15 protein-coding genes are annotated in these 13955 nt (G+C 73.2%); 7 read left to right on the forward strand and 8 right to left on the reverse strand.

The genetic code is table 11. The features are described 5' to 3' along the window. Positions 1-73 precede the first annotated feature (73 nt). Positions 74-499 (forward strand): phage holin family protein, encoded by a 426-nt coding sequence (locus IG05_RS0124985; protein ID WP_420707627.1) that lies wholly within the window; start codon positions 74-76, stop codon positions 497-499. After that, positions 496-978: a DUF3618 domain-containing protein gene (locus tag IG05_RS0124990; RefSeq protein WP_030345946.1), complete on the forward strand. Its 483-nt coding sequence runs from the start codon at positions 496-498 to the stop codon at positions 976-978. Before IG05_RS0124985 ends, IG05_RS0124990 begins: the two co-directional genes overlap by 4 nt. Positions 979-1452: 474 nt before the next feature. Here the strand turns inward: IG05_RS0124990 and IG05_RS0125005 are convergent, their stop codons facing one another. Continuing rightward, positions 1453-2712, reverse strand: a complete 1260-nt coding sequence (locus IG05_RS0125005; RefSeq protein ID WP_030345947.1) for a SpoIIE family protein phosphatase — start codon at positions 2710-2712, stop codon at positions 1453-1455. 241 nt (positions 2713-2953) lie between these two features. On the opposite strand from IG05_RS0125005, the gene IG05_RS0125010 reads away from it, so the two are divergent. Further along, positions 2954-3595 carry a carbonic anhydrase gene (locus IG05_RS0125010; protein ID WP_030345948.1) on the forward strand — a complete coding sequence of 214 codons (642 nt, stop codon included), beginning with the start codon at positions 2954-2956 and terminating at the stop codon, positions 3593-3595. A 112-nt stretch (positions 3596-3707) separates the two neighbouring features. Here IG05_RS0125010 and IG05_RS0125015 read toward each other — a convergent pair whose 3' ends face one another. The 4 genes from IG05_RS0125015 to IG05_RS43825 form a co-directional block, all read right to left on the reverse strand. Continuing rightward, a complete protein-coding gene (locus IG05_RS0125015) occupies positions 3708-4685 on the reverse strand; it encodes an L-threonylcarbamoyladenylate synthase (protein ID WP_030345949.1) in 978 nt (325 codons plus the stop codon). Positions 4686-4945: 260 nt separating this feature from the next. Continuing rightward, a complete protein-coding gene (locus IG05_RS0125020) occupies positions 4946-5347 on the reverse strand; it encodes a hypothetical protein (RefSeq protein ID WP_030345950.1) in 402 nt (133 codons plus the stop codon). Positions 5348-5468: 121 nt separating this feature from the next. Continuing rightward, positions 5469-6212 (reverse strand): polysaccharide deacetylase family protein, encoded by a 744-nt coding sequence (locus tag IG05_RS0125025; protein WP_234336017.1) that lies wholly within the window; start codon positions 6210-6212, stop codon positions 5469-5471. A 114-nt stretch (positions 6213-6326) separates the two neighbouring features. Beyond that, positions 6327-7346: a DUF2690 domain-containing protein gene (locus IG05_RS43825; RefSeq protein WP_030345952.1), complete on the reverse strand. Its 1020-nt coding sequence runs from the start codon at positions 7344-7346 to the stop codon at positions 6327-6329. Between the two features lie 199 nt (positions 7347-7545). Here IG05_RS43825 and IG05_RS43830 point away from each other — a divergent pair, with 199 nt between their 5' ends. Continuing rightward, complete coding sequence (locus tag IG05_RS43830; protein ID WP_051790242.1) at positions 7546-7956, forward strand: peptidoglycan-binding domain-containing protein; 411 nt, start codon at positions 7546-7548, stop codon at positions 7954-7956. On the opposite strand, the gene IG05_RS0125040 is transcribed toward IG05_RS43830, so the two are convergent. Together IG05_RS0125040 and IG05_RS43835 are read right to left on the reverse strand one after the other, a co-directional pair. After that, positions 7934-8902, reverse strand: coding sequence for a helix-turn-helix domain-containing protein (locus IG05_RS0125040; protein WP_107051409.1), 969 nt, complete (start codon positions 8900-8902; stop codon positions 7934-7936). The two genes, IG05_RS43830 and IG05_RS0125040, sit on opposite strands and share 23 nt — an antisense overlap. Before the next feature lie 168 nt (positions 8903-9070). Beyond that, positions 9071-9478 (reverse strand): hypothetical protein, encoded by a 408-nt coding sequence (locus IG05_RS43835; RefSeq protein WP_051790244.1) that lies wholly within the window; start codon positions 9476-9478, stop codon positions 9071-9073. A 442-nt stretch (positions 9479-9920) separates the two neighbouring features. Between IG05_RS43835 and IG05_RS43840 the strand changes: the two genes are divergently transcribed. Next, on the forward strand, positions 9921-10139 hold the full coding sequence (locus IG05_RS43840) for a hypothetical protein (protein WP_051790245.1): 219 nt from the start codon (positions 9921-9923) through the stop codon (positions 10137-10139). Here the strand turns inward: IG05_RS43840 and IG05_RS0125055 are convergent. Beyond that, positions 10102-10560 carry a pyridoxamine 5'-phosphate oxidase family protein gene (locus tag IG05_RS0125055; RefSeq protein WP_030345960.1) on the reverse strand — a complete coding sequence of 153 codons (459 nt, stop codon included), beginning with the start codon at positions 10558-10560 and terminating at the stop codon, positions 10102-10104. The genes IG05_RS43840 and IG05_RS0125055 overlap by 38 nt on opposite strands. Before the next feature lie 359 nt (positions 10561-10919). Between IG05_RS0125055 and IG05_RS0125060 the strand changes: the two genes are divergently transcribed. Together IG05_RS0125060 and IG05_RS0125065 are read left to right on the forward strand one after the other, a co-directional pair. Further along, entirely contained in the window at positions 10920-13610 is a 2691-nt protein-coding gene (locus tag IG05_RS0125060; RefSeq protein ID WP_030345962.1) for a LuxR C-terminal-related transcriptional regulator, read from the forward strand. Positions 13611-13724: 114 nt separating this feature from the next. Further along, on the forward strand, positions 13725-13922 hold the full coding sequence (locus tag IG05_RS0125065) for a hypothetical protein (protein ID WP_030345963.1): 198 nt from the start codon (positions 13725-13727) through the stop codon (positions 13920-13922). Positions 13923-13955: the final 33 nt, after the last annotated feature.

Here is a 13955-nt window from a genome sequence, read left to right on the forward strand (position 1 = left end):
CGGGGTACTCGCGCGCTCGTCGGACGGCCGGGCGCAGGGTGCGGCCCGGCCGGTACGGACTCAGGAACGGGAGGTGACCGACGTGTCGGATACACAGCCGCACCAGGCCGGATCCGGTCAGGAGCCGGTGAGCGAGCTGGTGCAGCGGGCCTCGCAGCAGCTGACCGAACTGGTGCGGGGCGAACTGCGGCTGGCGCAGGCGGAGATGAAACAGAAGGGCAAGCGTTACGGCAAGGGCGGTGGCCTCTTCGGGGGCGCCGGTGTCGTCGGCTTCCTCATGTTGCAGGCGCTGGTCGCCACCGTGATCGCCGCACTCGCGGTGCCGCTGCCGGTGTGGGCGGCGGCGCTGATCGTCACCGCGGTACTGGGTGTGATCGCCGCGATGCTGGCCATAAGCGGGAGGAAACAGGTCGACCAGGCCGCGCCGCCCACACCCGAGCAGACGATCGAGAACGTGAAGGCCGACGTGGCCGAGATCAAGGAGAGTGCGCACCGATGACCCAGCCGCCGCACGACGAGCCCACCGCCACCAGCCCCGAGGAACTGCGCGAGCAGGTCGAACGGACCCGTTCCGAGCTCGGGGAGACGGTCGAGGCGCTCGCAGCGAAGACCGACGTCAAGGCACGCGCCCAGGAGAAGGCCGCCGAAGTCAAGGAGCAGGCCGCCGCGAAGGCCGGCGAACTGAAGGAGCAGGCCGCGCTGAAGGCCGGGGAACTGAAGGCGAAGGCCGCCGACCTGGCGCACCAGGCACAGGACCGGCTGCCCGACCCGGTCAAGGACAGCGCCGCCCAAGCCGCCGAGCAGGCCCGCGCGAAGGCGGCCCAGGCCGGCCGGCTGTGGGAGGAGAAGGCACCCGAGCCGGTGCGGCAGAAGACGGCCCAGGGGGCGCAGCTCGCGCGCAGCAACCGCAAGGTGCTGCTGACCGCGGCCGGTGTGGCCGCCGTGACCTGGTGGGTCTGCCGCCGCTCCAAGGGCTGAGCGGGTGCTCGCTGCCGTCAGCGATGTGACGGCAGCGAGGTGACGGCGGGAGCGCTGTGCGCGTGACCGGGGGAGATGCCCGGCCAGAGGGCCGGTACGACAGGGATACCGGCCCTCCCACCCGCTGCCCGGCACTCACGTGACGGTTTACATCCCGGACCCGCCCACGGGCATCGGCGGCGCCGTGCGGACGTAGTCCCGGGCGAGGCCGGCGTAGCGGTTGTGCTGGTGGCGGTGTGCGTCGGGGTGGTCGTACGTCCCGAGACGCCGACGGCCGGAAAGTGTGTCCCGCACGAGAACCGCGGCTCGGGTGAGCAAGGTGTTCAAGGCGTTCCCCCTCGTGTGTGTGGTCCTGTCGGACAGTGTGCGCCGTCTGCAGGAGGAACTGCCGCCGCATTGAGCAAGACTTGAGCCGGCGCGGCAGCGCGGCAACGGCCCGAACCCGGCACCGGCCCGACCCCGGCACCGGCCCGGTCAGTACGGTCGGGTCGTGCGGTCCAGGCGGACGACGACGATGGCGATGTCGTCGTCGGCGCCGCCGGCCAGGCCCAGGCGGGAGAGGAGGGCGTCGGCGAGGTGTTCGGCGCCGAACTCGGTGCAGGTGGCGAGCGTGGAGGTCAAGCGGGCCAGGCCGGCGTCGATGTCCTCGCCGCGGCGTTCGATCAGGCCGTCGGTGTAGAGGACGAGGGTGTCGTCGGACGTGTAGGTCGTGTTGGCCTGGGGGCGGGGGACGTGTTCGGGGCGGGCGCCCAGGGGCGGGTCGGTGGCCTGGTCGAGCAGCCGGCAGGAGCCGTCCGGGTGCAGCAGGATCGGCGGCAGATGGCCGGCGCTGCTGTAGATGAGCAGGTGGCTGCGGCAGTCGACGAGGACCTGGACGGCGGTGGCGGCCAGGGCTCCCTCGACCGAGCGGGCGTAGAGCCCCAGGACCTCCAGCGCCTGGGCGGGGCCGTGCACGGTGCGGGTGGCGGCGCTCAGCGCGCTGCGGAGCCTGCCCATGACGGTGGCGGCCATCAGCCCGTGGCCGACCACGTCGCCGACCGTGACGGTGAAGCGGTCCCCGGGCAGGTCGACCGCGTCGTACCAGTCGCCGCACACGTTCAGTGACCCGGTCGCGGGCAGGTAGCGCACGGCGATGTTCGGGTGCCGGGCCAGGTCCGGGGAGTGGAGCATGGCTTCCTGGAGGGCGACGGCGATGCGCCGTTCACGGGCGTGGGCCTGCCGCAGTTCCTCGTTCAGCCGCTGCAGTTGCCGGGCCCGGGCGTACAGCTCGGCCTCCATGGCCGCTTCCCGGCCGGGGCCGGCCGACGCCAGGTGCCCGGTGCGGCGCACGCGGACGACGTCGGTCATGTCCTCGGACCGGTGAATGATCCAGGCGATCTTCCCGTCCGGTCCGGGGACGGGCACGTTGATCGCGGTCCACCACCGCTCCTTGAACACCTCGGGGCTGCCGGGGACCGGGATGTCGTACTTCTGCAACGCCATGTGATCGGTCTGGCCGGAGGACAGGACACGGTGCAGTGAGGCCTGCAGCGTGGCCACCCCGCGGCCCTCCGGGTCGGCGGGGTTGTCCGGGAAGACGTCGAAGAGGTACTGCCCGAGCAGCTCGGCCCGGCTCCGGCCGGTCACGTCGCAGAAGGCCGGGTTGGCATCGGCGATCACCAGGTCCGTGCCGAGCACCAGGCACGGGCTCGGAAGGGCGGCGAACACCCCGGAGTAATCGATCTTCGGTGTCACACGCGTTCCCTGCCAGTGGCTCGCTCTTCAATCTACGGAAGGTCCCGCTCCCACGCCCGCCGACCTCCTCCGGGGCGGCCAGGGGGCGTACCACGGCCCACGCGCGGGCGGCAGCGGGGCGCACCGCGGACCGCTCCTGGGCGGGCGCGGGGCCCTCCGCCGGCCTGCCGTGGCGCCGGGGAAGGAGGCTTGGGCATGGCCAGGCTGTGCGGCGCCTGGGGCGGGGTCCTAGGCTACGGACATGAGCGAGATCAAGACTCCGACGCCCCAGGACGCCTTCGAGCTGCTGCTGGCCGGTAACCAGCGCTTCATCGCGGGCACCCCCGAGCACCCGAACCAGGACGCCACCCGCCGCGCCGAGATCGCCCCGTCCCAGCAGCCCTTCGCCGTACTGTTCGGCTGTTCCGACTCCCGCCTGGCCGCCGAGATCATCTTCGACCGCGGCCTGGGAGACCTGTTCGTGGTGCGCACCGCGGGCCACGTCATGGGCCCGGAGGTGCTGGGCAGCATCGAGTACGGCGTGGACGTGCTGGGCTGCCCGCTGGTCGTGGTGCTCGGTCACGACTCGTGCGGCGCGGTCGGCGCGGCGTGCGCCGCGCTGGAGGACGGCATGAAGCCGGCCGGATACGTCCGGGACGTCGTCGAGCGGGTCACGCCCAGCGTGCTCGCGGCGCGGGCCGCCGGGCGGGTCGAGCCGGAGGAGATCCTCGCCGAGCACATAAGGCACAGCGTCGACCTGCTGCTGGACCGGTCCCGAGTGCTCGCCGAGAAGGTCGCCGCCGGGCAGGCCGCCGTGGTGGGCCTGTGCTACCGCCTGGCCGACGGCAGCGCGCAGGTCGTCGCCGCCCGCGGCCTCGATGTGGCGGTACCCGCCGCGTCCTGACCGTGGGGGCTGCGGGTGCCTGCCGGGCTCCGACCGGGGAGGCCGGGCGTGCCCGCCGGGCCCCGGCCGTGACGGCCGTGGCTCCTCGGGCACGCCGCCGAGCCGATGCCGATTACTCGGGAGACCGGGGCCCCGCGGCGCGGCGGAGCCGGTTGGCGATCGCGAGTCCCAGCCCGTCCTCCGCAGGCAGGGACGCGACGATGAGGTCGCAGCCCTGCTGGTCGAGCTCCCGCAGGAACCCGTACAGCCCCCGCGCGTAGGCGGCCATCGACGCGGGGACCGCCGCCACGGCGTGCGCCTTCACCGCGGTGCCGGTGAGGGCGGGGGGAAGGAAGACGCCCACCCGGTGCCCCAGCTCCTGCGCGAGCTCCGCCTCGACGACGACCTTCTCGGGCTCGACGAGGACGACCCGCGCACGGGGCGCGTAGTGGGAGGGATGCTGGCCCGGCACCCGGACGCGGCTCGTCGAGTGGACCGCGAGCGGACGCCCCAGCACCGCTTCGAGGTCCTCGCGGGTCACCCCGCCGGGACGCAGGATGCTCGGGACCTCGCCCGTGGCGTCGACGATGGTCGACTCGACGCCGACCTCGCAGGATCCGCCGTCCAGCACGAAGTCGACGCCATCGCCGAGCTCGGCCCGGACGTCGTGCGCGGTGGTGGGGCTGACCTGGCCGAAGCGGTTGGCCGACGGGGCCGTGACACCGCCGCCGAAGGCCGCCAGCAGCGCGAGGGCGACGGGGTGGTCCGGGACCCGTACGGCCACCGTCTCCAGGCCGCCCGTCGCTTCGAGGGGCACCCGGTGACCGCGCCGCAGAACCAGCGTGAGTGGCCCCGGCCAGAAAGTCTCAGCCAGCAGGCGTGCCGTCGCCGGCACGTCCTCGACCCAGTCGTCCAGCTGCTCCGCGCCGCCGATGTGGACGATCAGCGGGTGGGAGGGCGGACGCCCCTTGACCTGGAAGATGCGCGAGACAGCGGCGGGGTTCTCGGCGTCGGCGCCGAGACCGTAGACGGTCTCGGTCGGCAACGCCACCAGCCCGCCGGCGCGCAGCACCCCGGCCGCCTTCTCGATGTCACTGGTTCTTGCCGTCACTCTCGCAATCCTAGGGGCACGGCGAGCACCGGCGACCACCATGATCAACCGGAGCGACGGCCCCCGTGCTCCCCGGCGACGGCGAGGGGTCTGCTCGACGAGCACGCCGGCGGCCCCTTCCAGGAGGGCGCCGCGGCCGGTCCGTGCTGTCCGACGACGGCGACCCGCTCAGCCGGACCCACCCCGAACGGCTCGCCGACGGCGCACGGCACGCGCTGCGGGCCGTGGCCGAGGGGCAGGTTCGGCTCGCGCGTACGGGGTCACTTCACCTTGACCGTCACGGTGGGCGAGTAGACCTTCCCGGACTCGCTCACGCCCGCGATCCGCAGATGCTCGGTGCCCTTGGTGTTGAGCTTGCCGAGCAGGGCGTACGAGCTGCCCTTCTTGACCTTGGCGGTCGCCCTGAGCGAGGTCCACTTGCCGGAGTTCTCGTGCTGGAGCACGAGCGGGGAGCCCACCTTCAGGCCCTTGGTGCGCCCGGTGAACGTCACCATGTCCCCGGCATTGACCTCTGTCTTGTTGGCCTTCACGGTGATCGACGCCATGGCGGTGGGAGTCGGGCTCGCGGCCACGGCTCCGGCTGTCCCGCCGGAGAGCAGCGCCACGGAGAGGGCGCCGGCGCCGAGCGTACGAAGGCAGTGGTGACGGAGTACGGAGGTCATGTGTGTCTCCCGTCCTGTCGCTCGATGGACCCTCCCAGGCTGGAGCCGGGCAGCGGCTCTCGCCACTTGAGCCTCTTGAGGTGGCGTTTTGCGCACTGTTCCCGCTGGTCACAGGGGCAGTTCACCGTTTGAGCAGGCTGCGGAGGTCGATGACGCGGTATCCACGGGCGGTGATCGCGTCGAGGATCCCTGGCAGGGCCCGGGCGTCGATCACGTCGGTGCGGCCCTCGGCCGCGCCGACGTGCAGCTGCAGGATCGCCCCTGGACGCAGTGCGTCCAGCGCCCGGCGCACGGCGCGGTCGACGGTCATGCCGCCCTCGGTGCCCACCCATCCGTTGGTGTCGGTGGTGAATTCGATGTCCGCGAACCCCAGGGCGTTGACCTCCCCGATCCAGCCGGGGGTGGTGTCGCTGTAGGGGAACCGGAAGAAGGGGGTCAGGGCTCGTCCTGCCCCGGCGGCGCGCAGGGCCCGGTCCGCTGCCCGGACCTCCCGGCTCCTGCCGGCGGCGGTCAGGTCGTCGAAGCAGGGATGGCTGTAGGAGTGGTTGCCCAGCCCGTACCCCGAGGTCGCAAGTCTCTTGACCACCTCGGGGTAGCGGTCGGCGAAGTCGCCGGTCAGGAAGAAGGTGGCGGGTGCGTGCCGACGGGCGAGCGCACGGAGGACACTGTCCAGACCGGCGTCGTTCCAGGCCGCGTTGAACGTCACCGCGACCACCCGTTGGCGCGTACGGATCGAGCGGTTCTCGGAACCGAACAGCGCCCGCAGGCCCTGGCCGTCCGCAGTGGGCGGTGCCGGGTGCGGCGGGGCGGCCTCGGCCGGCACCGCCGGTGGCCCGGCCGCCACCGACCAGAGAACAGCGATCACCCCAGCCGCCGACCCGAGGCGACGACGGGACACGAGACGGCGTGCGGCGACGAGAGGATGCCTTCCCATGCCACCGCCATCGGCCGACCGGTGCCCGCCCTTGAGCCCACGAGGTCAGGACACGGACACGGAGGGGGAGTTGACCGGCTCCGGCGGCTCCGTCAGATGCACCGGACCACCGGGCCCGGTGCAACCATGAGCCCCGGACGTGAGAACGGCGCAGGCCCGTGCCGCCGACGAAGCGTCCGAAGCGACCATCGGGCTGTAGACGTCGGTGTCGTAGTGGACGTGCTCCTGGTACGAGGTGCCGCTGTCGGCCACGACCTTGGCGATGTCACCGGGAGCTCCCCAACTGATGCGGGCCCACGCCGCCTTGCACGAGTCGCTGTAGCGCAGTTCCACGTAGACGCCGTGGACCCGGGTGAGTGCGGCGGTCCAGGCATCTCCCGCGCAGCCCATCACCCTGGGGTCCTGGCCACGGCAGCTGTCCTCGAAGCAACGGGTCTCCAGTGCGCCCGGCTCCGTGCTGGTGATCGTCGTATGCCGGGCGACGGCGCCCGGCGAGGACTGGGACGCCGGGTCCCACCGGATGACGACGGCGGCGACGGCCAGGGCTGCCAGCGAGGCGACCGGGACCAGGAGCACCCCCCAGCGCGCCGCCCGTGGGCGCAGCCGGGTCAGGGCCGCGGGCCGGAGACGGGGGCCACGCCGTGGCGGCCCCTGGGCCGCGCCTGCGGACGGCTGCGGTGGTGCCGGTGAGGCGAGGGTGTGCGACGGCAGGGCTTCCGAGCCGGTGGTGGCGGGCTGCTCCGCCGGCCGAACCGGAGTCCCGGGAGGGGTGGCGGATCGCGGTTCCGAGGCGTGGCGGCCGCTCCAGGCGCGGTCCGCCAGCTCCCACAGGGCGGCCAGTCGGGTCTCGTCGGCGCCGGCGAGGCGACCCAGGGAGGTGACGGCCTGCTGCGGGGGGAACGCCTTGCCGTTGAGGTAGCGCTCCCAGGAGGACTTGCTGTGCCGGGTGCGTTCGGCCAAGGAGGAGAGAGTCAGTCCGCTGCGGTCCTTGCATGCGCGGAGCTGATCGATCAGGTTTCGCACATCGGTGTCGAGTGCGTGCGGCAGGGGCTTCCAGACGGCCATGCCTCCATCACACGGCCTACCAGGCGTTGTTGAATATGCCCCTTTGCGTCAGCTCTGCTGCATACTGGCCGGGGTGGGAGGGGTCTTTCGTTCAGCGGGACGCGCGATCACCGTGGTGGCGGTACTCGCCTTGAGCGCGGCCTGCCGAGACGGGTCAACCGGACCCGCCGGCCCGCCTTCCGCCGCGGCGGAAGGGCGAGTGGTGAGGGGTCAGGGCGCGCCGGCGGACGACTGGCGCGACGAGCGGTGGCTCGTCCCGGGACGCACCCCGCGCAGCGATCTGGTGGGGCTGTGGCAAGCGGTGTTGTGGGCGGACGGATACCTGGCACGCTCCCGCGTGGACTGCGCCTACGACACGGCGACCGTCCGGGCGACCCGGGTGTGGCAGAGCAACCACGGGCTGTCGGCGGACGGCATCGTGGGGCCCGTGACGTACGGATCCGCAGGACGCCGGCTCGCGTTGCTGCCCCCGTGGACGGTGTACCGGGGAGAGGTGCGCGATCTCCCGTTCCGTCGTGGCCGCGGGGGCGCTTACGAGATCTACGACGCCGGCCACTTCCGCGTGCTGAGGCTGGACCGGGCCACGCTCACCCTGTGCCGCTCCCGCTGACCGGCCCCAGCCAGCTCTCGTGCTCCGACACGCACAGTTGGTGTCCCTCCGCCTCCACACACGCCCGTGCCCGGAGCCGATCGGCTGCGACCATGGCCGTACGGGATGCGCCGGAGGCGGCCCGCGCCGTCGTCCCCGCGGCGGCCACGACCAGACCGGTGGTGCCGCGCGCGGGCGTGACCTCAGCCCAGGCGGACTGGCAGGCCCGACTGTACTCAAGACGGAGCTGGTGCCCGTAGGCGCTCAGCGCATGGATCGGCGAACCGTCCCGGTCGCACTCCTCGCGGTAGGGGTCCTGCCCCTGGCAGGTACGGCGGGTGCAGGCCGCCCCGCCCGCCGGCAGCGGCGCGGTGTTCAACGCCCACGGCCACGCGGGAGTGCCCCTGGGGATGCCCTGCCACGTGGCGTTCGGAGCATCGGCGTGGCTCCCGGACCCGAGCGGTAGCAGGGCCGCCGGCAGCCCGCACAGGATCACCACGGCGCCTGCGACCACGACTCCCACCACCGGCACACGCCGCAGGAAGCGCCGGACGCCCGTGTCGGACCGCGCGGGGCCCGGAAGGTGCCCGGTCGTCGCCGCCGTCCGTGCGGGACCGCCGGTGTGCGGTGCCTCCTGGGCCATCGGCGTGGCGCTCGTCGGCGCGTGGTCCGCCGTGGTGCGTGGCCTGTCCGGGGCCTTCGGCTGCCACGCGTCCGACGCCGACTCCCAGAGCACGCGCAGCCGCTCCCGGTCCGCTCGTGTCACGGTGCCGAGCGCCTCGACGGCCGGCCACGGCGGCAGAGCCCGGCCACTGAGGTAACGGTGCCAGGAAGATCTGCTGTGCGCGGTCTTCGCGGCGAGCGACGGCAGGGTCAGCCTCGACCGATCCTTCTGGAGCCTGAGTTCCTCCACCAGTCGCCGAACCGGGGGCGGAAGATCAGCCGGCAGGGGCCGCCATCGGCTCATCGCAACCCTTCCACGCTGCTGGGGGCAGTGTCGCAGGAGGAGCAAGTATGGCCCAGGGCCTGCCCGTTCGGCAGTCGTACGGGGAGTCCCGGCGGCGCACGCGGACACGGCCGGAGCCACCGGCCGGGTCGGCGGCGGTGGTCGGGCTGGCCCTGTCCGTCGGGGTGGTCAGGCCGCCCAGTACCCCGTGGACGAGGCGTCCGACCTGAACCAGAAGAAGAAGTCCGTGCCGTCGGCCACGTCCGTCGCGACCGTCGTCCACTGCCCTGCCGTGGTCAGTGTGTAGTCGCTCTGGCAGTCCCCGGTCTTCAGCCAGCAGACCTTGACGTACCGGTTGGTGTTGGTCTTGATGTTGATGTCGGCGCAGTTGCCGGTCGTGGTGAGGTAGGCGCTGCCGGTCGGGTAGTCGTAGGACCCGCTGGGCTTGCTGTAGGCGTGAGCGCTGCCGTAGCAGCTCGCCGCCGTCGACGGGGCCGCCTCGCGCTGGCCGGCGCGGGCCGAGGGCGCGACAGCGATCACACCGGTGACGAGGGCGACCGAGACCAGTGCCTCCGCGGCGCGCTTGCGTAACTGCATGAGTTCTCCCGTGTCGTTGGTCGAACGAGGGGGAGCGGTCGAGCCGGGACGCGCTGGCCCGTACCGGCGGACGAGCCGCCCCGGCGGGGGCTCCACACCGGTGGACCCCATCCCGCGACCGCTCCGCGTGGACCCCGCCAGGGCCCGCCCTCCCGTCGGCCACCGAGCATGACGGCCGGCGCCGGCCCCGGGCCAGTGCGGGGCGACAGATGAGACGATCGCGGGACGTCCCGCCTTCCGACCTCGATGAATACACGGCCCCTCGGCACCGTCCCGGGACGGCGCACCGCTCGGCTTCACGATCCGGTGCACCGCCGTTCCCTGGGGGGAGCGTGTCCGTGACGGTACTCAACGCCCCGCTCCGCACTTCGGGTGGCGCGACCTGCCGGAAGACACCGACCGCCTGGACACCGACGACCGGCTCGGCACCCCCGGGCGTGAGATGCCGCTCGACCGCATCCGCACCTGCCGGCGGGCCACCGCCGAGCAGGTCGACAAGCTCCGCGTCCGGCTCTCGCGCGCCGAGGAGTTCGCCGCCACCGGGGCCGCCGGCCTGGAGGAGCCTCCTTCCCACCGCCTGAACCGAAGGGAACGCCGGATCACCCGCCGTGGTGCGGCAGCCGTCAGCCGGGTTCCCTCCCGGTTCCGTCCGGCGCCCTGAGGCGGACACCCGAGACCACCTCGGGGCGGATGCGTACCGCCTGGTCCATGCCCTGCATGGGCACCCACGGCTGCAACAGCTCCCGGATCCGGTCCAGCTCGGCGGGGTCGGTCACCAGGCGGGCGTACCCCGTGACGACCACACTCCAGCCGAGGTGGCCGGCAGGGTCGACGGCGTCGGCCTCGTAGGCGACGACCACCCCGGTGCCGCGGGCTTCCTCGGCGTGAGCCGTCAGGGCCGCGCCCTCGTGCGTGCGGATCACGATGTCCCCACGGTCCAGGACGTGATTGACCGGGCGGACGGTGGGCAGGGCCTGCCGCGTGAAGACGATCCTTCCCAGCGAGACGCTGCCCAGCAGCCGCAGTGCCTCGACGGGATCGAGGTCGACGAGCTGGTGGGCAGGGGCGTGCTTGTGGGGCATGGGCTGCTTCTCCGGAGGTCTGAGGCTCACGGGCCCGGTCCGTCGGGGGCTGCCGAGGTCCGATGAGGCGGAGCGGCACCGCGGGGGACCGGCGCCGCTCCTGCTTCTCAGTGTTCCCGCCCGACACACCTGCCGCCCAGTGCCGGTCGGGCCGGTCGAGGGGCCGGACGTCCCTGACACGAGCAGCCGCCGTCCCCCCGCGGAAGGCCGTCGTACCCCACGTCCTCCACCCGGGAGCGGACGACAGGGGACGGCCGGTGACCACTGGCCCAAGTGCCGCCGGGCCGCGCAGGGCCCACGCTGGGAAGCAAGGGGGGAACGCTGTCCGCGACCTGACGACATCCGTGGCGGTGAGTTCTATGGCCGTACTGGGCGGGAACGGACCCGTTCCAACCGCAGCGCATGCCGATCCCCGAGGGGACCCGTTCCTGCGGACGAGGTTCGCCATACCCGCCCGTCCTCCGACGTTCCTGCGCCGCGACCGACTGGTCGCGCACCTCGACGAGGCACTGCGGACACCGCTGACCGTGGTCGACGGAGCCGCGGGAGCGGGCAAGACGATGCTGGTCGCCGACTGGGCGGCGGCGCGGGACGGACACCTGGTGTGGCTGACCGCGCGGGTGGCCGACACGGGCTGCGGCACCTTCTGGGCCTACCTTCTCCAAGCCCTGCGCATGGCCGGCGTGTCACTGTCCCCCGAGGTCGGCGCCCCCGCCGAGGCCGACCGCGCGGACGAGGCGCTGCTCACGCGGCTCGCCGCCGAACTGAACGCCCGGGACACTCCCGTGCTCGTGGTGATCGACGAGTACGACCGGGTGACCGACCCGGAGATCGCCGACCAGCTGGAATCCGTCCTCCAGGCCGCCGGCCGGGGGATGCGTCTGGTTCTCGTGACGCGCACGGAGCCGCTGCTGCCGCTGCACCGTTACCGCGCGGCAGGCGCCGTCACGGAGATCATGAACGCCGAGCTCGCCTTCACCCCGGACGAGGCGGCCGACCTGCTGACACTGCACGGCCTGGACCTTCCGGCCGCCGCCGTCGGTGCGCTGGTGGAGCGCACCCGGGGCTGGGCGGCCGGCCTGCGGCTGAGCGCCCTGGCCGCACAGGGCGCGGCGGACCCGCAGACGTACCTGAAGGACTTCGAGGCCAACCGCACCACCATCGCCGATTTCCTGCTGGCGGAGGTGCTCAAGCGGCAGACCGCCGAGACGCAGGACCTGCTGCTGCGCACGAGCATCCTCGAACGCTTCTGTCCCGACCTGGCCAACGCCCTCACCGGGCGCACCGACGCCGAACTCATCCTGACCGGCCTGCACCGCGACAACGCGTTCGTGGACTACCTCGGGCACGGCTGGTTCCGGCTCCATCCGCTGTTCGGCGAGATCCTCCGCGCACACCTGCGGGTGCGCGCTCCCGGCGTGGAACCCCGGCTCCACCGGCGTGCCGCGCACTGGCTGCGGCGGGGCGGGTTCCTCGACGAGACGCTCAGCCACGCGGCCGCTGCGGACGACTGGGAGTGTGCCGCCGGTGCCCTGGTCGACGATCTCGCCATCGGCGAGATGTTCACGGGCCTGCGCTCGGAGGACCTGTCCGAGCTGTTCTCCGCGATGGGGCCCGAGCCGAGGAGCCCCGCCGCCGACCTGGTCCGTGCGGCCCGTGAGCTGTCCCGCTGCGACGTCGAGCGCGGCCTGTTCCGACTGGAACGGGCCGCACAGGCCCTGGCCGGACGGGACGGACCGGACGAGGACGATTCCCCCGGCCTGGCCGCCGCCCGGCTCAGCTGTGCCCTCCTGGAAGCCCTCGTCGCACGGCTGACCGGGTCGCCCGACCGGGTGGAGAGGGCGGCCGAAGCCGCCGAGGAACCCCGCCGGCAGGTGCCGGAGCGGCTCCTGGAGGAACACCCCGAGCTGACCGCCCTGCTGCTCACCCACCTGGGCTCGGCCCGGTTGTGGGCGGGCCGTTTCGGTGACGCACGTGAAGCCCTGGTCACCGTGGTGGACTCCGGCAGGGCCGCGTCGACGGCACGGGCGCGGGAGGAATGTCTGGGCCACCTGGCCCTGATCGACTACCTCAAGGGCTGGCCGGGCAGGGCCGAGCGCAAGGCCCGGGCCGCGCTCACCTCCGGGGACCGCCGCGGCCTTCCCTGGGGGGCCGGACCCGGGCTCGGATCGCTGGTCCTGGCGGCGGTGGCCGCCGACCGCGACGAGCTGGACCGCGCCCAGGCACTGCTCGATGCCGCGACGGACACGCCGCACCCGCCGCGGGACCCGGTGGTGCGGGCGGCGCAGGCCGTCGTGACCGGGCGTGTCCTGCTGGCCCGCGGCGAGAGTCAGGCCGCGCTCGAAGCGACGGATCGGGCCGTCGTCGCCGACACCGCCTCCCCGTGGGCCGAGGCGCACACCGCGGCGGTGGCCGCCGCCGCCCACCTCGCCGCGGGCCGGCCGGAGACGGCCGCCAAGCTGCTGGCGCAGGAGGCCTGCTGCGATCCGGTCTGCCTGTTGGGAGCCGCACAGGCGGAGCTGGCCACCGGGGGGACCGGCGCCGCGATCGAACTGCTCGACCGAGTGCGGGCGCACGGCGACATCGGGCCCTCGATCACCGTACGGGCCGCACTGGTCCGGGCACAGGCGGCGGGCGCATCCGGGGACCTCGCCGCTCAGCGCCGACTCGTGGCCCAGGCGCTCCGGGACGCCCGGCGCGAGCGCCTGCGACGCCCCTTCCGGGAAGCCGGACCGTGGCTGCGCCCCCTGCTCCGCAGCGGCCCGCTCCGCGCACTGGCCGGCGGCTGGCTCACACCCGGCCCGCAGACGACCGGCGGGCCGGTGCGGCCCGGGGATCAGCCCCCGCTGCCGGTGGTGGAGGAACTGAGCGGACGCGAACGTGACGTCCTGCAGAGGCTGGCCCAGATGATGTCGACGGAAGAGATCGCCGCCGATCTCTGTGTGTCGGTCAACACCGTCAAGACGCACCTCAAGAGCGCCTACCGCAAACTCGCCGTGAACCGGCGTCACGACGCGGTGCACCGCGCGCGTGACCTCGGTCTCCTGTGACCGTTTCCCGCGCGTGCGGCGGTCTCACCTGCCACGGGTGAGGCAGGAACGGGGGCCGGCGGCGGAGGATCGCACGGACAGGGACCGGCACTGCCTCCAGGGGGATCGCAGCTGATGCGCTATGAGATTCGCGTCGACGGGGAGATGACGGAGACGCTGGCCAAGGCGTTCCCCGAGCTGGAGCACGTGGTGATGTCCGGTCAGACCATCCTGTACGGCCCGGTCGTGGAAGAGGCGCACCTGTACGGACTGCTTGCCCGCTGTCAGTCGCTGGGCCTGCGCGTACTGGAGATGCGCCAGGCGCCGGAGTGATCTCACCAGGAGCGAAACTCCGCCCGGCTCCTC

Origin of the sequence: Streptomyces sp. NRRL S-1022, from assembly GCF_000720135.1 — a bacterium.
Classification (GTDB): Bacteria; Actinomycetota; Actinomycetes; order Streptomycetales; family Streptomycetaceae; genus Streptomyces.